Annotated in this window: 23 protein-coding genes and 1 pseudogene; 19 read left to right on the top strand and 5 right to left on the bottom strand. The window is 71.9% G+C overall.

Annotated features, from left to right (window positions below; translation table 11 throughout):
- Nucleotides 1–6: 6 nt before the first annotated feature.
- Both AW27_RS26590 and AW27_RS26585 read right to left on the bottom strand, forming a co-directional pair.
- Complete coding sequence (locus AW27_RS26590; protein ID WP_037930631.1) at nucleotides 7–1,635, bottom strand: solute symporter family protein; 1,629 nt, start codon at nucleotides 1,633–1,635, stop codon at nucleotides 7–9.
- Nucleotides 1,632–1,997 carry a DUF485 domain-containing protein gene (locus AW27_RS26585; protein WP_037930627.1) on the bottom strand — a complete coding sequence of 122 codons (366 nt, stop codon included), beginning with the start codon at nucleotides 1,995–1,997 and terminating at the stop codon, nucleotides 1,632–1,634. The genes AW27_RS26590 and AW27_RS26585 overlap by 4 nt, the downstream gene beginning before the upstream one ends.
- A gap of 257 nt (nucleotides 1,998–2,254) precedes the next feature.
- Between AW27_RS26585 and AW27_RS26580 the strand changes: the two genes are divergently transcribed.
- Nucleotides 2,255–3,799: a S8 family serine peptidase gene (locus AW27_RS26580; RefSeq protein WP_037930625.1), complete on the top strand. Its 1,545-nt coding sequence runs from the start codon at nucleotides 2,255–2,257 to the stop codon at nucleotides 3,797–3,799.
- Nucleotides 3,800–3,916: 117 nt separating this feature from the next.
- Here the strand turns inward: AW27_RS26580 and AW27_RS26575 are convergent.
- Nucleotides 3,917–4,222 (bottom strand): annotated as a pseudogene (locus AW27_RS26575) (IMP dehydrogenase); the annotation flags it as partial.
- A gap of 38 nt (nucleotides 4,223–4,260) precedes the next feature.
- Between AW27_RS26575 and AW27_RS26570 the strand changes: the two are divergent.
- Nucleotides 4,261–5,745: a recombinase family protein gene (locus AW27_RS26570; RefSeq protein WP_037930620.1), complete on the top strand. Its 1,485-nt coding sequence runs from the start codon at nucleotides 4,261–4,263 to the stop codon at nucleotides 5,743–5,745.
- On the opposite strand, the gene AW27_RS26565 is transcribed toward AW27_RS26570, so the two are convergent.
- Together AW27_RS26565 and AW27_RS26560 are read right to left on the bottom strand one after the other, a co-directional pair.
- Nucleotides 5,742–5,936: a hypothetical protein gene (locus tag AW27_RS26565; RefSeq protein ID WP_157840335.1), complete on the bottom strand. Its 195-nt coding sequence runs from the start codon at nucleotides 5,934–5,936 to the stop codon at nucleotides 5,742–5,744. The genes AW27_RS26570 and AW27_RS26565 overlap by 4 nt on opposite strands.
- A gap of 219 nt (nucleotides 5,937–6,155) precedes the next feature.
- The gene (locus tag AW27_RS26560) at nucleotides 6,156–6,599 is read right to left on the bottom strand and encodes a helix-turn-helix domain-containing protein (RefSeq protein ID WP_037930618.1); all 444 of its coding nucleotides are present in this window, start codon (nucleotides 6,597–6,599) and stop codon (nucleotides 6,156–6,158) included.
- A 279-nt stretch (nucleotides 6,600–6,878) separates the two neighbouring features.
- Between AW27_RS26560 and AW27_RS26555 the strand changes: the two genes are divergently transcribed.
- From AW27_RS26555 to AW27_RS26475, 17 genes are all read left to right on the top strand, one after another.
- Nucleotides 6,879–7,178: a helix-turn-helix domain-containing protein gene (locus AW27_RS26555; protein ID WP_052031392.1), complete on the top strand. Its 300-nt coding sequence runs from the start codon at nucleotides 6,879–6,881 to the stop codon at nucleotides 7,176–7,178.
- A gap of 265 nt (nucleotides 7,179–7,443) precedes the next feature.
- On the top strand, nucleotides 7,444–7,875 hold the full coding sequence (locus tag AW27_RS26550; RefSeq protein WP_304949918.1) for a hypothetical protein: 432 nt from the start codon (nucleotides 7,444–7,446) through the stop codon (nucleotides 7,873–7,875).
- Entirely contained in the window at nucleotides 7,872–8,366 is a 495-nt protein-coding gene (locus AW27_RS26545; protein ID WP_037930820.1) for a hypothetical protein, read from the top strand. Before AW27_RS26550 ends, AW27_RS26545 begins: the two co-directional genes overlap by 4 nt.
- Entirely contained in the window at nucleotides 8,356–8,895 is a 540-nt protein-coding gene (locus AW27_RS26540; protein WP_157840342.1) for a hypothetical protein, read from the top strand. Before AW27_RS26545 ends, AW27_RS26540 begins: the two co-directional genes overlap by 11 nt.
- Complete coding sequence (locus AW27_RS26535; RefSeq protein WP_037930813.1) at nucleotides 8,892–9,266, top strand: hypothetical protein; 375 nt, start codon at nucleotides 8,892–8,894, stop codon at nucleotides 9,264–9,266. Before AW27_RS26540 ends, AW27_RS26535 begins: the two co-directional genes overlap by 4 nt.
- Nucleotides 9,263–9,415 carry a hypothetical protein gene (locus AW27_RS26530; RefSeq protein WP_157840341.1) on the top strand — a complete coding sequence of 51 codons (153 nt, stop codon included), beginning with the start codon at nucleotides 9,263–9,265 and terminating at the stop codon, nucleotides 9,413–9,415. Before AW27_RS26535 ends, AW27_RS26530 begins: the two co-directional genes overlap by 4 nt.
- Nucleotides 9,416–9,633: 218 nt before the next feature.
- Nucleotides 9,634–10,005: a hypothetical protein gene (locus AW27_RS26525; RefSeq protein WP_037930809.1), complete on the top strand. Its 372-nt coding sequence runs from the start codon at nucleotides 9,634–9,636 to the stop codon at nucleotides 10,003–10,005.
- 49 nt (nucleotides 10,006–10,054) lie between these two features.
- The gene (locus AW27_RS26520) at nucleotides 10,055–11,077 is read left to right on the top strand and encodes a hypothetical protein (protein WP_037930806.1); all 1,023 of its coding nucleotides are present in this window, start codon (nucleotides 10,055–10,057) and stop codon (nucleotides 11,075–11,077) included.
- A 12-nt stretch (nucleotides 11,078–11,089) separates the two neighbouring features.
- Nucleotides 11,090–11,299 (top strand): hypothetical protein, encoded by a 210-nt coding sequence (locus AW27_RS26515; protein WP_037930802.1) that lies wholly within the window; start codon nucleotides 11,090–11,092, stop codon nucleotides 11,297–11,299.
- 10 nt (nucleotides 11,300–11,309) lie between these two features.
- Nucleotides 11,310–11,627 carry a hypothetical protein gene (locus AW27_RS26510; protein ID WP_052031400.1) on the top strand — a complete coding sequence of 106 codons (318 nt, stop codon included), beginning with the start codon at nucleotides 11,310–11,312 and terminating at the stop codon, nucleotides 11,625–11,627.
- Nucleotides 11,615–11,839 (top strand): hypothetical protein, encoded by a 225-nt coding sequence (locus AW27_RS26505; protein WP_037930800.1) that lies wholly within the window; start codon nucleotides 11,615–11,617, stop codon nucleotides 11,837–11,839. Before AW27_RS26510 ends, AW27_RS26505 begins: the two co-directional genes overlap by 13 nt.
- Entirely contained in the window at nucleotides 11,836–12,201 is a 366-nt protein-coding gene (locus tag AW27_RS26500) for a hypothetical protein (protein WP_037930797.1), read from the top strand. The genes AW27_RS26505 and AW27_RS26500 overlap by 4 nt, the downstream gene beginning before the upstream one ends.
- A 26-nt stretch (nucleotides 12,202–12,227) precedes the next feature.
- Nucleotides 12,228–12,770: a hypothetical protein gene (locus AW27_RS26495; protein ID WP_304949917.1), complete on the top strand. Its 543-nt coding sequence runs from the start codon at nucleotides 12,228–12,230 to the stop codon at nucleotides 12,768–12,770.
- The gene (locus AW27_RS26490; RefSeq protein WP_157840339.1) at nucleotides 12,767–12,937 is read left to right on the top strand and encodes a hypothetical protein; all 171 of its coding nucleotides are present in this window, start codon (nucleotides 12,767–12,769) and stop codon (nucleotides 12,935–12,937) included. Before AW27_RS26495 ends, AW27_RS26490 begins: the two co-directional genes overlap by 4 nt.
- 10 nt (nucleotides 12,938–12,947) lie before the next feature.
- Nucleotides 12,948–14,024: a WhiB family transcriptional regulator gene (locus AW27_RS26485; RefSeq protein WP_052031399.1), complete on the top strand. Its 1,077-nt coding sequence runs from the start codon at nucleotides 12,948–12,950 to the stop codon at nucleotides 14,022–14,024.
- A 30-nt stretch (nucleotides 14,025–14,054) separates the two neighbouring features.
- Nucleotides 14,055–14,399, top strand: coding sequence for a protein-tyrosine phosphatase family protein (locus AW27_RS26480; protein ID WP_037930793.1), 345 nt, complete (start codon nucleotides 14,055–14,057; stop codon nucleotides 14,397–14,399).
- 109 nt (nucleotides 14,400–14,508) lie between these two features.
- Nucleotides 14,509–14,760: a hypothetical protein gene (locus tag AW27_RS26475; protein WP_304949916.1), complete on the top strand. Its 252-nt coding sequence runs from the start codon at nucleotides 14,509–14,511 to the stop codon at nucleotides 14,758–14,760.
- Nucleotides 14,761–14,781: the final 21 nt, after the last annotated feature.

Here is a 14,781-nt window from a genome sequence, read left to right as displayed (position 1 = left end):
ACGATGTCAGTGCGCCCCCGTTCCGGTGAGGGAGCGCACCTCCAGCTCGGCGAACTTCTGCGGGTCGGCCTTCTCCTTCGTCAGGACGGTTCCCAGCCATCCCAGGAGGAAGCCGAGGGGGATGGAGATGAGGCCCGGGTTCTCCAGCGGGAACCAGAAGAAGTCCGCGTCCTTGAACATCGAGGTCGGCTTTCCGGACACGACCGGGGAGAACAGCACCAGGCCGACGGCCGAAACGAGTCCGCCGTAGATGGACCAGAGCGCCCCCTGGGTGTTGAAGCGCTTCCAGAAGAGGCTGTAGAGGATCGTCGGCAGGTTGGCGGAGGCGGCGACCGCGAAGGCGAGTGCGACGAGCCCGGCCACGTTCAGGTCGCGGGCCAGGGCTCCCAGGCCGATGGCGACCGCGCCGATGACGACGGTGGACCAGCGGGCGGCGCGCACCTCCTCCTGCTCGGTGGCCCTGCCCTTGCGGATCACGTTCACGTACAGGTCGTGGGCGAAGGACGAGGAGGAGGCGAGGGTGAGGCCCGCGACCACGGCGAGGATGGTGGCGAAGGCGACCGCGGAGATCACGGCGAGCAGGACGGCCCCGCCGGTGGAGTCCGCACCGCCGCCGACGGCCTGGGCCAGCAGGGGCGCGGCGGTGTTGCCGGCCCTGTTGGAGGCCAGGATGTCGGCCCGCTCCAGCAGGGCCGCGGCACCGAAGCCGAGGGCGATGGTCATGAGGTAGAAGGCGCCGATGATGCCGATGGCCCAGTTGACGGACTTACGGGCGGCCTTCGCGGTGGGCACGGTGTAGAAGCGGATCAGGATGTGCGGAAGGCCGGCGGTGCCCAGGACGAGGGCGAGGCCGAGGGAGATGAAGTCCAGCTTCGAGGTCGCGTCCTTGCCGTACTTGAGGCCCGGTTCGAGGAACTTGGCCCCCTGACCGCTGTTCTCGGCCGCTTTGCCGAGCAGGTCGGACACGTTGAAGTGGAACTTCAGGAGCACCAGGAAGGTGATCAGGAGGGCGCCCGCGATCAGCAGGACCGCTTTGACCATCTGGACCCAGGTGGTGCCCTTCATCCCTCCGATGGTCACGTACACGATCATCAGGACGCCGACCAGCGCGACGACCGCCACCTTGCCCCCGTCGCTGGTGATGCCGAGGAGCAGGGACACCAGGACGCCGGCGCCGGCCATCTGGGCGAGCAGGTAGAAGATCGAGACCACGATGGTGGAGGCCCCGGCGGCGGTGCGGACGGGCCGCTGGCGCATCCGGTACGCGAGGACGTCGCCCATGGTGTAGCGGCCGGAGTTGCGCAGCGGCTCGGCGACGAGCAGCAGGGCGACCAGCCAGGCCACGAGGAAGCCGATCGAGTACAGGAAGCCGTCGTAGCCGAAGAGGGCGATGGCGCCGGCGATGCCGAGGAAGGACGCGGCGGACATGTAGTCGCCGGAGATGGCGAGGCCGTTCTGGAAGCCGGTGAACTGGCGGCCGCCCGCGTAGAAGTCCGCGGCGTCCTTGGTCTGGCGGCCGGCCCAGACCGTGATGATCAGGGTGGCGACGACGAACAGCCCGAACAGGGTGATGATGAGCGGGCGGTGTTCGGAGGCTCCTGCCGCGAGCGGCGTCAGGTGGTGCGTTCCACTCATTCGGAGCCCTCCATCCGCGCCTTGATGGCCGCCGCCCGGGGGTCGAGCCTGGCGGCGGCGTGGCGCGCGTACAGCCAGGCGATGAGGAAGGTCGTCGCGAACTGTGCGAGTCCGAGCACCAGGGCGACATTGATGTTGCCGAAGACCTTGGTCCCCATGAAGCCGCCCGCGTAGTTGGAGAGCAGGACGTAGAGCAGGTACCAGGCGATGAAGGCCGCGGTGAGCGGGAAGGCGAAGGAGCGGTAGGAGCTGCGGAGTTCGGCGAACTCGGGGCTCTGCTGGACGCTCACGAACTCATCTGCCGTGGGGCCCGCCAGGGGCGTTCCCGCGCTGCCCGGAGGCGGCGCTGCTTCGGTGGTCACGGGGGGATCTCCTTGTGACGCGGGTGCGGTGGGGACGACGGACAAAACAACCTCCGTGTGGGGGGATCGATGGCGCTGAGCCCCCTCTGTCAACGGCACGGCCGGCGTGTCGGGACGGTTCAACGCCCTTGGATTCTTCGGGGACCGATTTCTCGAACTGATGGCGGAAAGGGGAACGTCGGCACTAGGTTCACTTGTCATGGACCCGCCCGACGCGACCGCGTACGGGCGGCTTTTCAAGATGATCTGGAGAACCCATGGCTCATCTGGGACCCGTCCGCCGGCGTGCCCTCGCCGTACCGGTCGGCCTGGCGCTCACCGCCTCGCTCGCCCTGCTGCCCTCGGTGTCGGCCGCCGCCGCCCCGCTGGCCGGCACCGCGGACACGGCGACGGCTTCGAGGGCCGCGGCCACCGGCCCCGAACTGTCGTACGTGGCGAACCTGAACGCCTACGCCACGGTGAAGGCGGCGAAGAAGGCCGTCGAGCGGGCCGGTGGAACGGTGGTGACGGCCTATGAGGAGATCGGGGTCGTCGTCGCACACTCCCAGAACCCGGACTTCGCCAAGCGGCTGCGCGCCCAGCGTGGGCTGTTCGTGTCCGTCGGCGCCACCCGGACGGCCCCGATGTCGGCCGTGCAGACCACCGAGGAGGGCGCGACCCAGCGGCTGAGCGAGGCGGACGCCGCCAAGGCGGCGGCACAGGCCCAGGAGGGGCAGGAACCGCTCGAACCCAACCAGTGGGACCTGCGGGCGATCAAGGCCGACGAGGCTCACAAGATCAACGATGGCAGCCGGAACGTCACCGTGGGCATCATCGACACGGGCGTGGACGACACCCACCCCGACCTCGCCCCGAACTTCTCCAAGGGCCAGTCCGCCAACTGCGTGGGCGGCGTCGCGGACACCACCGAGGGCGCCTGGCGCCCGTACCCGGACGGCAGCGACCACGGCACGCACGTGGCCGGCACCATCGGCGCCCCGCGCAACGGCATCGGCATCAGCGGTGTGGCGCCCGGCGTGAAGATCGCCGCGATCAAGGTGAGCGAGCCCGGGACCAGCCTCTTCTACACCGAGGCGGTCGTCTGCGGCTTCATGTTCGCCGCCGAGAAGGGGATCGAGGTGACCAACAACAGCTACTACGTCGACCCGTGGCTCTTCAACTGCAAGACCGACGACGACCAGAAGGCGCTGGTGGAGGCCATCGGGCGGGCGACCCGGTACGCCGAGCGCAAGGGCACGCTGCACGTGGCCTCGGCCGGCAACTCCAACCAGGACCTGGCGGCGGCCTCGCTGGAGGACACGACCAGCCCGAACGACACCACCCCGGTCACCCGCACCATCGACCCGAAGGTCTGCCTGGACCTGCCCACGCAGCTGCCGGGCGTGGTCACCGTCTCCGCGACCGGCGACAAGGGCCTGCGCTCGTACTACTCCAGCTACGGCCTCGGGGTCGTGGACGTCGCGGCCCCCGGCGGCGACAAGTGGCAGGTCCCGGCCACCCCGGACGCCAACGGGCGCGTGCTCTCGACCGTCCCGGGCGGCGGCTACGGCTACAAGCAGGGCACCTCGATGGCCGCCCCGCACGTCGCGGGCGTCGCGGCGCTGCTCAAGAGCGCCCACCCGTCGGCGACGCCGTCGCAGCTCCGGACGATGCTGAAGGCGCAGGCCGCCAAGGCGGCCTGCCCGGCGCAGATATACGACGCCACGGGCACCCTGGTCAACGCCACCACCTGCCAGGCCAAGTGGGGCCAGACCGGCTACTACGGCTACGGCGTCGTGGACGCCCTCAAGGCCGTGAAGTAGTCCCGCGCGGTGAACGGCCGGGCCGGGCGGGGACCACTCCGCCCGGCCCGGCCGCGCCCGACGGCGGGCCCGGGCCCGTACCGGCCGCGGATCACGGCTCGCGCACCCGGGGCACCGTCAGGGCTTGATCAGCACCTTGAGCGCGCTGCGGTCGTCCATCGCGCGGTAGCCGTCCGGGACCTCGTCCAGAAGGACGGCACGGTCGAAGACGGGCGACGGGTCGATCGCCCCGCTCAGCACGTCCTCCAGCAGCTCCGGAATGTAGGCGCGGACCGGGGCCACACCACCGCGCAGGGTGATGTTGCGGTCGAACATGACGCCGAGGTCGAGGCCGGTGCCACTGCCGTGCGGGACGCCGACGTAGCCGATCGCCCCGCCGTCGCGGGTGATGTTCACCGCGGTGCGCATGGACTGGACAAAGCCGCTGTCAAGACGCTTCAACGGTCCTACACTTCAGGGGCATGGGCACCTACCACGACGGCAAGCGTCTCCGCGTCATCATCTACTGTCGCATCAGCGACGACCGCGAAGGCCGCGGCGCCGGCGTCGCCCGCCAGGAGAAGGACTGCCGCGCCCGCGCGGAACGCAACGGCTGGGACGTCGTTGCCGTGTTCATCGAGAACGACCTCTCCGCGTACAGCGGCAAGAGGCGCCCGAAGTACGAGCAGATGCTGGGCATGCTGCGGGCCGGCATGGCCGACGCGGTCCTCGCACTGACGCCGAAGCGCCTCTACCGCCGTATCGGGGATGCCTTCGACTTCTTCGACCTGATCACCGAGCAGGGCATCCACGTCGAGACCATCAAGCAGGGCCGCTACGACCTCACGACAGCGGAGGGCCGCCGCGACGCCCGCCGCGCGGCGATCGACGGCCAGTACGAGTCCGAGGAGATCGGCGAGCGCGTCCGGGACGCGAAGGCGCAGACGGCCGCCGAGGGCGGCTACCGCGGCGGCCCCCGACCCTTCGGGTACGAGGCGGACGGCATGACCATCCGCGAGTCGGAGGCCCGGTACTTGCGCGAGGCCGCCGAGGCGGTGCTGGCTGGCGCGTCCATCCGGTCCATCGCCCGGGAGTGGCAGGAGGCTGGTGTGCGTACCGTGCCGCGCCGCTACCGGCAGGAGGACGGTACCCGCGGGGAACCACGATCCCGGGAGTGGTCGCCGAGCGAGCTGCGCACGCTGCTGTTGCGGCACCGCAACGCTGGACTGCTGTCGCACCACGGTACGGAGGTCCGGGCTGCTGCGTGGCCCGCGATCATCCCTGAGCCGGTGTGGCGTGGCGTTGTGGCGAAGCTGAAGGATCCGGCCCGGCTGACCGCGGTGAGCAATGCGCGCCGCTGGCTGGGCTCGGGCCTGTTCCGGTGCGCGCATCCCGTGGACGGCGGGGAGTGCGGGCTGCCGGTGCGCTGTTCGACCTCGGGGACCGGCGCGGGTCACAGGCATGTGGCGGCCTACCGGTGTTCGAGCGGGGCGCACGTCACGCGGCGGGCGCAGCCCTTGGACGACTACGTGAAGGCTGTGGTGATCGCCCGTCTGTCACGCAAGGACGCGGTGCATCTGCTGGCGCAGCGCGAGGAGGACCCTGTCGACCTGGCGGCGGCGGACGCTGAGCTGTCGGCGGCTGAGCAGCGGTTGCGGGAGCTGGCGGAGATGTTCGGTGATGGCGATATGAGTAAGGCGGAGTACCAGGCCGCGGCGGCGAAGGCGCGGGAGCGGAAGCGGCGCGCGGAGGAACTGTTGTCGCTGGCGTCGGTGACGAACCCGCTGGTGGGGTTGGCGGGTGCGGCCGACGTTAAGGCGGAGTGGGAGGGCATCGACCTGTCGCGGCAGCGCGCGGTGATCGATGCCCTCCTGGAGGTGTGGGTGCTCCCGGCGCGGCGTGGCCGTATGCCGAAGGGTGTGGAGCTGGATGTCGAGCGGATCGATATCCGCTGGAGGCAGGGCTAGAGGGCAGGGTGCGGGCGGGCGGCTGCGAGGGTGCCGATGCCGGTTCTGCCGGCGTGCTGGATGGCGTTGTTGTACTCGTCGACCGCCTGCTTGCTGACTTTGAGCGGGTGGACGGCGAGGCAGAGGGAGCCGTCCTCTCGTTCGAGGAGAACTACGGCTCGACCGTCGGGGACGAGGACTGACTGCACCATGGGGATGCATGCCGGGGGCATATGCGCATCCGCCTGCGAGACGTCGTCGTCTGCCATGAAACCCCCATGCGTTGGGTGCACTACCTGTTCGACCACATGTTCGATCGATCGGCAGGTACAGGCTACCGAACCTCACGCCCCCCAGGCGGAAAGGCCAGCATGCCACTTCCGTGAGGGGCGCACTACAGGGAGCGCACAACTACTACAAATCGAAACTGTTCACTCCTGAGCATCCAGCGTCCCGCCAGGGGTGCGATTTGCGAACAGGTCGATCAACCGCTGAATCTGCTCCAGCTCCTGAGGGGTGAGCTTGTCAGCGTCGCGGAGGTAGGCACTCCCGCCGCCGGACCCACCTTCGATGCGGTCCACCCCCCAGTACTGGCGGCCGGCCGCATCGCGGACCTGCTGCAGCGGGAGGTCGTACGCCCGTGCGAGAGCCTCTAGCTCAGGCAGGCGCGGCGTCCACTGCATCCGCGGGGAAGCCTTCTCCAGATTGTCGAGCGTGCTGCGCTTGATGAACGGCGTTCCATCCTCGCGCGTTCCCGTCCGTTCCGTGACGTCCGTCAGGGAACGGCGTAGCTCCGCCCGGCGCTCACGCAGTAGGTCGGACAGGTCCGTCCGTGCGGGCGCGCTTGCGCTGTTGTCCTCGACCATGGCGGTCATCTTGCCACTCCCCGGTGGGCGGTGTGCCAGTAGGTGTCCCTGTTGCCGGCGTGAGTTGATCCACAAACGCGCTGGTAACACGGGCAGAACTGCCCCCCAGCATGGACAGAGTGTCCACCGTGATGGACGCGCGCGCCATGCCGGGCGGGATTTTTGACCGGATCGAGGCCCTTGGGGCGCCGACAGAGAGACTTCATCCACGAGGGTGGACAGGCTGTCCACCCCCGTGGCATGCTGGCCACGTCCACCCCAGTGGACACATAGTCCAGGGAGGTGGATATGTCGCCGAGCGAGCCCCTGTATCGGCTGCTCAACGTGGACCTGCTGAAAACGCTCATGGAGCGCACAGGCAGCGGCCAGAAGGTCACAATCCGTGAACTCGCCGCCAATGCAGGCTGCTCCAGCACCACCGTGGGACGTCTCGTCAGTGGCGAGAAAGAGTGCATCGTCTCCAGCAACGCCCACGCCATCGCCACCGCGATCGGTGTCGACGTACTGATCCTCTTCGCCCCGGCCGGCCGTTCGGTACCGGTCCCCCACCGCGAGGCCACGGTCTCCGTCGTACGGGCCGCCGGATGAAAGCCGCGCCCACACGACAGGCCGCAGCCCGGCCGGCGTCGCCCTACGCGGACCACATTGCCGCGCTTGTGGCCGCCGCGCCGCCGCTGACGGCCGAGCAGGAGGCCCGGATCCGCGGGCTGTTCCGCTCGGGCACGGCGCCCCGGCCGGCCTTGCCGGCCTTGCCGCTGGCCGCCTGAGCTACCGCACCACGCAGAAGGGGTCGCTCCGACTTCCCGGCCCGAGCGACCCCGGCATTCCTCAACCCAACGAATCGAGGAACACCATGGACGACGACAGTACTCCCCCCAACACCCCGCCCCGGACGTCGCAGTCCGCGGTCCTGCTGTCCCGGCTGACCCTGCGTGCCGAGCGGGACCGGGACCTCGCCACCCTCCTCACCGCGGTGTACTGGGTTCACCTGCCGGAGGGCCCGATCGTCCTGAGCGGCACCCTCTACCCGTACACACCGGGCCAGGAAGAGCACGGCGCGAGGCTCTTGGACCTGGCCGCCGACCTGTTCGGCGGGACGCCCAAGGCCGACGGCCGGCGGTACAACGACACGCACGACTGGTACCAGCTGGAGTTCACGTACGGCAGCCGCCAGGTCGAGTTGCGCGCCGTCGTGCCGGTCGGGTCGCCCGAGCACCGGCTGCGGGAGCGGATCGCCGAGCTGGAGGCCGTCGTCGCGGGTCGGACCGGCGGTGAGGCGTCGTGAGCGCCGTGCTGCGGGTCCGGCACGCGGCCGGCGCGCTGCAGGCGGCCATGGAGCTCGGTCACACGACGGCCGAGGAGCTGGCGCAGGCGCTGGAGGACTGCCAGCTGCTGCAGTCCCCGGAGACCGCGGCCGCCCGCGCGTCTCTCCGGCCGGTCACTGTCCGGCCGGTGACCGTCCCGGTGCACACCATCGACCCGGACGTGGAGGAGGACTCCCCGGCCGCCGACCTGGCGTTGCGGTTGCGGACGTCGCAGCCCGACGTCCTCGGGACGGTCGTGCGCTCGGCGACGGAGGTGCAGGTCACCGTCCGCCCGCAGTCGCCCGACTGCCTGCGGTGGTGGCTGGGGCGGTTCGAGGCCGACCCGCAGACCGGGACCTACCTGGGCGGCACGTATACCGTGCGCGGCCGCCGCGACGGCGTGACGGTCTACCTGGTCATCACCGGCGACGCCGTCACTGCCTGGTCCGGGGCGGTGCACCGTGCCTCGTGAGCTGCCCTTACTGCTCTTCGCCGTTGCCTGCCTCGTGGTGCAGCTCGTCCAGTACGGGGTGAGGCCTCCGCTGGAGCGCCGGCCGCCCCACCGGTTCCCGCCGGTGGAGCTCCCGGCCGCCGACTGGCCCTACGGCCCCGGCAGCGGACGGCACCGCCGCGCCGCCCCGGACGCCTGGGCCGTCTGCCACACCCCCCACTGCGCCCACCTCACCACCCGCCACACCCGTACCCCGGCCGGCCTCGTCTGCGACGAGTGCGGCGACGTGACTCCCGGAGGACCCATGCACGACTACGCCGAGTACGCCGACGAGGTGGAGCACCCCACCCGCGAGGAGGAGAAGGCCGCCGAGATCGCCCTGGACGTCGCCGACGACGAGCGCCGGGCGGCCGAGGAGGCCGAGGCGGGTGACGGTGCGGGCCCCGAGGACGACGAGGACTGCGGCGCCGAGTTCATCGACGGGTCGTGGACGTACTGCGGGTGCGAGGACTGCGCCGAGCGCGAGACCCGCGAGGAGGCGGACCTGTGAGCGGCTGGTTCGCGTCGCGCCGGCGCCTGCAGGCGGAGGTGGCGTACCTGCGGTCGCGGCTGGAGGAGGAGAAGGCCCGGCCGCGGCTGGCCGTACGGCCCGGGCCGCCCCCGCCGCCGGCCGAGTCCACCACCCCGGACGCCACGGAGACGCTGCTGCGCGGTCAGATCCGCGCCCTGCGGCAGATGACCACGGTCCCCGGCGCGACGGAGCTCGCCACCGAGCTGCGGACCTGGCGGGAGCGGGCGGGCAAACTCGACGCCCTGCTCCTCCAGGCGCAGGCCTGCAACGAGTCGCTGACGAGGGAGCTGCGGGAGCTGCGGACGCCCGCCACGCCGCTGCCGGCCCAGAGAGAGCCCGGGCTGGGATGAGCAACCTGACCGCCCTCGTCCTCCTCGTCCTGCTGTTCATGGGCCTGTTGGCCTGGGCCGTCGGTCTCCTGCTGTTCCTGGTGGTCACGGTCCGCGCCGTGGCCGCCGGGTGGCGGGCCGCCGTGGCCGTGGCCGTCCGCCGCCTGTGACTCGCAGGCCGCCGGCCTGCGAGGCCCTGCTCCTGCCGCACAGCCTGCAGCCCGCCCGCCTGTACCCGTGCGGGTGGCGCTGCGCCCGGCACACCCCGAACGCCTTGGCCGGGCGGCCTGAGACGCCGCCCGGTCCGGGCTGGCCTGCCGGTTCCTACCTCAACCTCCAGCTTCCTGACCCCGACCCGCCCGCCGACGCCACTTCGGAGGACTGACCGATGAAGACCCCGACTCCCGCCGACCTCGCTGCGCGGTTCGCTCCCGCCGTCCTGGCCGGGTCCCGCCGGAAGTTCCGCGGGAACTACCTGCAGGCCGTCCGCGACGCCCGCATGATCCCCCACACCAAGGTCGTCGCCCTGGTCCTCGGGGTGTTCGCCAACCCCGACGGAGTGATCCCCGCGAACAGGCAGCCCGGTGTCCCCGGCCTGGTCAAGGCCACCGGCCTGACCGCGGGGATGGTGCTGGTCCAGCTGGCCGCGCTGGAACAGCGCCAGTGGATCCAGCCCGTCCGGGGCGCCCGGTACGAGACCGAACCGCTGCAGCTGTCCATCCCCGCCGCCGCCATGGCCCGGGTCCGCGGGTGCCGTTGACGCCGCTCCCGCCCGCACTGCAGCACCACCCCGACCCAGAGAGGCGATCGTGCCCGACGAGCAGCAGCCGGACCACGTCAGCGGAGGCGTCCCGCACGCCTACCGCAACGCCTTGTACTGGCGGTGGACGCGGGGCCTCCCCCGGCCCCTGCGCGGTGGCTTCCTGACCGTCCTGTACGCCCTGGCGACCGCCGCGAACACCAGCGGTGTGCTGCGGATGCGGGACGGCAAGGCGATCCGCGTGCAGAGCGTGGCCGCGGCCTCCTGCTCGGACATCAAGGAGGTCCGGGTGTGGCTGCAGGCCGCGGTCGCCGCCGGGGTCGTGACCACCGAGGAACCGCCCGGCCCGGGCCGCCCGACCGTGTACGTACTGGTCATCAGCCCTCGCCCCGACTGGGCCGCGGCAGTCGCGGTCATCGAGGAGCGGAAGCGGCGCCGGCCGAAGAAGGAGTCGGCGCCGTGGGCCGAGGAGGCCGCCCCCGAGATGGGGGGACCGGCCCCCCATTCCGAGGGCCCGAATAGGGGGGACCGGCCCCCCAATTCACCGGAAGGCAAATGGGGGGACCGGCCCCCCTTGGAAATGGGGGGACCGGCCCCCCTTGAAATGGGGGGACCGGCCCCCCAACGTCCCAGGGTTACCCAGGTACTACCCCAGGAATCGGCTGCTGTTGGTGGTCACCTGACCCTGGGGGTCGCTCCCGAGGAGCTCGGCGAGCCGCCCGAGGTCGACGAGGTCGACACCACGCCGACCGAGGCCGACCCGTTCGACACCGCCCCGCCGCCCGCGCCGCCGCGCCTGGCCCTGACCACCCAGGAGCGGCGCGACGCCCGCGCCGCTGAGGTCAAGACGAAAAGCGCCAGCAGCCGGGGGCAGATGCCGCTCCTGCTGTCGGTGCGCGACCCCGAGCACGTGGCCACGGTCGCCGACGTACGCGCGGCCGCCGAGACCGACCCCGAGGCCGTACGGCGGGCGATCCGCAAGCTCGGCCGGACCGAGGCCATCAAGGTCTACGGCTGGCGCCTGGTCTCCCCCCACCTCCGCGACGACACCACCGCCACCGACACCGCCTGAGAGGGCCCACCCATGACGCTCCACGCCGCCCCCACCGCCCCGGACCTCCACGAGGCATGGGCCGACACCGCCCCTGTCCCGTTCGGCAGCCCCGCGCCGGTCCCGCCCGCCCGTACCGCCGCCGAGGACCTGGCCGCCAAGGGCCGGCACGTCCACCTCGTCTCCGGCGACGAGGTGGAGTGCCTCAACCACCGCGGATGCGTCCCGCTCCCGGGCATCTGAGGAGCCACCCATGCCCAGCGACTACGACGTCACCGCCTGCAACAGGTGCGGCCAGCCGATCCGGTGGACCATCACCGCCGCCGGCCGCCGCCAGGCCGTCAACGCCGAACCCAACCCGCTCGGCAACCTCGCCGCCTACCGCGACGGCGTCGGCACCCTGCGCTCCCGCGGCCTGACCGCCGACCGCCCCGACGTCGAAACCTACGAGCGCCGCTACATGCCCCACGCCGCCACCTGCACCGCCCCCCGGCCCGGGCGCAGCGGCCGTGCCACGCCCCGTGAGCGGTCCGGTGTGCGGCCGGTGCGCTGGCAGGGGTGGACGCGGTGAACCGGCCGGCCGGCGTCGTGGCGGACGCGGTGGCCGCGGTCGTCGCGGCGGCCGTGCAGCGCGAGCTCCTGGCGCTCGGCGTGGACCTGCCCGAGCGGGTCGCCGCCCTCGTCGGGGCGCAGGCCGTGGCCGACGTCCGCAGCGAGGGCTGGCACATCTGCCCACCGATCACCGCGGCCGAGGGCCGCCCGTCCCCGAAGGACCCCGAATGATCATCAACCTGACCGGCGACACCGTGCGCGTGTACGGGCCGGACGCTCCCGACGTCATCGCCGACGACGCCCTCGACACCGGGTGCACCGTGTTCGCCGCCGAAGTTCCGCCGGCTTACGTCGACCTCGTCTCCCTCGGCCGGGGCGAGCGCACCTTCCACGGCGGCCGCCCTGTCCAGACCTACCTGGTCCGGCACGTCGTCCGCGACCTGCCGCCCAGCCGCCCGAACACCTACCTCCTCGTCGACGCCGCCATCGGCCTGACCGCGCGCGGCCGCGCCGACCTCCTCATCGGGTTCGACTCCGTCCACGACGCCGCCGGGGCCCTCGTCGGCTACCGCCACCTCGTCAGCCCCTGCTGACCCGCCGCACAGAAGGGACACAGCCCATGAGAGTCTCCGCCGCCGTCGTGATGCAGCTGCACCGCGACGGGTACAGCGACCAGCGGATCGCCGACCAGACCGGCGCCCCCCTGGCCGACGTCACCGCCATCATCGACACGCACAAGACCCTCGTCGCCCGCGGCAAGATCCCGCAGCCCGAGACGCCGCAGGCCGTCCCGAACGCGGTCGCGCTCCTCGCCTGGGGCACCAACCACCCGGCCGCCGCGGTCCGCCAGTACGCCGACCGTGCCCTGACCGCGCTGGAAGCCCTGCAGAACCGCCACCAGCACGAGGAAGAGCTCCTGCGCATCATCAGCCAGGTGGACGAGCTGCAGGAGCAGCTGAACCGGCTGAAGACGCGAGAGGCCGAACTCAAGGGCAAGGGCCGCACCACCAAGCCCCGTCCCGCGCCGGCCGCCCGGGACTACACCCCGGCCGAGGTCCGGTCCTGGGCGCAGCAGGCCGGGGTGGAATGCGCGCCGGTCGGCATCGTCCCGCAAACGGTCGTCGAGCAGTGGCGGTCCGCGACCGGACGGACGACCCAGTGACCGGTGTCCCGGACGCCGCGCTGCTCGTCATCACCGCCGCCATCGAGGACCACCGCGTGATCACCCCGCCCGACCAGTCCACCCCGGCCGCCCTCGCCCAGTTCATCGCCGCCTACCTGATCAGCAGCGACTGGACCCTCACCGTCACCGCCCCGACCAGCACCTGAGGAGGCCTCGATGTCGACCCTCGTCTCCAACCCCCGGTCCCGCCCGCACGCCGACACCGATCCGGCCACCGACTGGGCCGCGCTCGGCGCATGCGTCGGGAAACTGCAGGACTTCCATTCCAGCGACACCGCGGCCAAGGACCTGTGCGCAGACTGCCCGGTCAGGCTCCGCTGCCTCGACCAGGCCCTCCGGGAGGAAGGCACCACCCCACCCGGATACCGCTCGGACATCCGCGGAGGCCTCACCCCGAGCGAGCGCGCCGCCCTCTCCGGCTACCAGCGGCCCGCCGCCCCGACCGGCGGCCGGATCACCGGCGACATGGAGCAGGCCGAACGGCTGCTGCGCGAAGGCCTGCTGAGCAACGAAAAGGTCTCCGACGCCACCGGAGTGGGCCGCCACACCGTCAGCCAACTGCGCCGGGACCTGGGCCTGCCCACACACGCCGACCTGCGGGGCACAACCCCGGCCGAGCGCCTCGCACATCGCACGCGCCCGGGGCCGGACGACCACCTGCTGTGGACCGGCGACGAAGGCACCGTCGTCGGCGGCCGCCGGGTCAAAGGCGTCCGCCTCGCCTTCGAGGTCGGCCACGGCCGGCTCCCGGACGGCACGGTCAAGAGGACCTGCGACGTCGACAACTGCGTGGCCTGGCAGCACCTCACCGACCGGCAGCTGCGCGACGCCCTCGCCGCCCCCACCCCGCCCGCGCCCGCCGTACCCGCGCCCGTGGAGTACCTGTACGACCTGTGGGACGCCAACTGGGACGACGGCCCCGCCGGCAACTACGAGATCCGCCGCCACCCCATCACGAAGAAGACCCCCCAGCGGATCAGCTTCACGTTCATGGGCAAGGCCAGCTACGTCGACCGGCAGCACATCGAAGCCCACGGCGAGGCCTACCACCGCCGACTGCGGTGCCTGCTGTACCTGGCACCCCCGGAGCTCCCCACACACCCGGAACCCGCCTCCCTCCAGACCCTCCGGCAGGCCATGGCCGACGCACACCCCGACCGCGGCGGCACCGACACGGCGTGCATGACCGCCCACACCGCCTACCAGGAAGCCCGCCGCCGCGCGGGTGTCTGACACCCACCCAGGCATCAGGAGCAGCACACCATGATCCTCAACCGCACCCCGCACCCCATACGCGTCTACGAATGGGACCGTCAGGACGGCAACGACGACCTCGGCCTCGGGCTGAAGTCCGTCATCGACCCCGAGCCCGAGCCCGCCCGCCTCGCCACGATCGAACTCGGCACCCAGGCCGACGGCATCGAGCTCGTCGAGTTCGGCCACCGCGTCGACCTCCCGCGCCCCCAGGACGGCGTCCGCCACGTCGTCTCCCTCGTTGTCGCGCTGGCTCTCGCCCCCCGGCGCTCCGACCTTCTCGTCCCGTACAGCGAGGTCCGCAACAGCACGGGCACCGTCATCGGCTGCCGCGCCCTCGCCCAGCCCGTCTGACGCCCGCCCCGACCGCGGCGGCACCGACGCCGCGTGCATGACCGCCCACGCCGCCTACCAGGCAGCCCGCCGCCGCGCGAGCGCCTGACACCCGCCCCAGGAGACACCGATGGCCACCGACCCCACCCCCGGCACCGTCTACCAGGCCCCGTTCGGCAGCACCGTCCTCGTCGCCGGCACCACGCCCACCCACATCACCGCCGTGCCCGTCGCGACGCCGCGTGGCTGGTGCCGTAGCCGGGGTGCCCACACCGTAAGTGACGTCCGCGTGACCGCGCCGCGGGGCGGAACCGCCGCCATCTCGATCACCCGCCGCACCTTCGCCCAGTACCAGCCCGTGGGCATCGCCCGGCCCGCCTGACCCCACCAACGGAGGCACCAC

The sequence above is a fragment of the Streptomyces sp. PCS3-D2 genome, assembly GCF_000612545.2.
Classification (GTDB): Bacteria; Actinomycetota; Actinomycetes; order Streptomycetales; family Streptomycetaceae; genus Streptomyces.
This window is presented reverse-complemented; position numbering and strand designations above follow the sequence as displayed.

Excerpts from the sequence above, each read along its gene's own strand:
- AW27_RS26590 (WP_037930631.1), bottom strand. The coding sequence starts at position 1,635 with ATGAGTGGAACGCACCACCTGACGCCGCTCGCGGCAGGAGCCTCCGAA.
- AW27_RS26580 (WP_037930625.1), top strand. The coding sequence starts at position 2,255 with ATGGCTCATCTGGGACCCGTCCGCCGGCGTGCCCTCGCCGTACCGGTC.
- AW27_RS26570 (WP_037930620.1), top strand. The coding sequence starts at position 4,261 with ATGGGCACCTACCACGACGGCAAGCGTCTCCGCGTCATCATCTACTGT.
- AW27_RS26565 (WP_157840335.1), bottom strand. The coding sequence starts at position 5,936 with ATGGTGCAGTCAGTCCTCGTCCCCGACGGTCGAGCCGTAGTTCTCCTC.
- AW27_RS26560 (WP_037930618.1), bottom strand. The coding sequence starts at position 6,599 with ATGACCGCCATGGTCGAGGACAACAGCGCAAGCGCGCCCGCACGGACG.
- AW27_RS26555 (WP_052031392.1), top strand. The coding sequence starts at position 6,879 with ATGTCGCCGAGCGAGCCCCTGTATCGGCTGCTCAACGTGGACCTGCTG.
- AW27_RS26550 (WP_304949918.1), top strand. The coding sequence starts at position 7,444 with ATGGACGACGACAGTACTCCCCCCAACACCCCGCCCCGGACGTCGCAG.
- AW27_RS26530 (WP_157840341.1), top strand. The coding sequence starts at position 9,263 with ATGAGCAACCTGACCGCCCTCGTCCTCCTCGTCCTGCTGTTCATGGGC.
- AW27_RS26525 (WP_037930809.1), top strand. The coding sequence starts at position 9,634 with ATGAAGACCCCGACTCCCGCCGACCTCGCTGCGCGGTTCGCTCCCGCC.
- AW27_RS26515 (WP_037930802.1), top strand. The coding sequence starts at position 11,090 with ATGACGCTCCACGCCGCCCCCACCGCCCCGGACCTCCACGAGGCATGG.
- AW27_RS26510 (WP_052031400.1), top strand. The coding sequence starts at position 11,310 with ATGCCCAGCGACTACGACGTCACCGCCTGCAACAGGTGCGGCCAGCCG.
- AW27_RS26500 (WP_037930797.1), top strand. The coding sequence starts at position 11,836 with ATGATCATCAACCTGACCGGCGACACCGTGCGCGTGTACGGGCCGGAC.
- AW27_RS26495 (WP_304949917.1), top strand. The coding sequence starts at position 12,228 with ATGAGAGTCTCCGCCGCCGTCGTGATGCAGCTGCACCGCGACGGGTAC.
- AW27_RS26485 (WP_052031399.1), top strand. The coding sequence starts at position 12,948 with ATGTCGACCCTCGTCTCCAACCCCCGGTCCCGCCCGCACGCCGACACC.
- AW27_RS26480 (WP_037930793.1), top strand. The coding sequence starts at position 14,055 with ATGATCCTCAACCGCACCCCGCACCCCATACGCGTCTACGAATGGGAC.
- AW27_RS26475 (WP_304949916.1), top strand. The coding sequence starts at position 14,509 with ATGGCCACCGACCCCACCCCCGGCACCGTCTACCAGGCCCCGTTCGGC.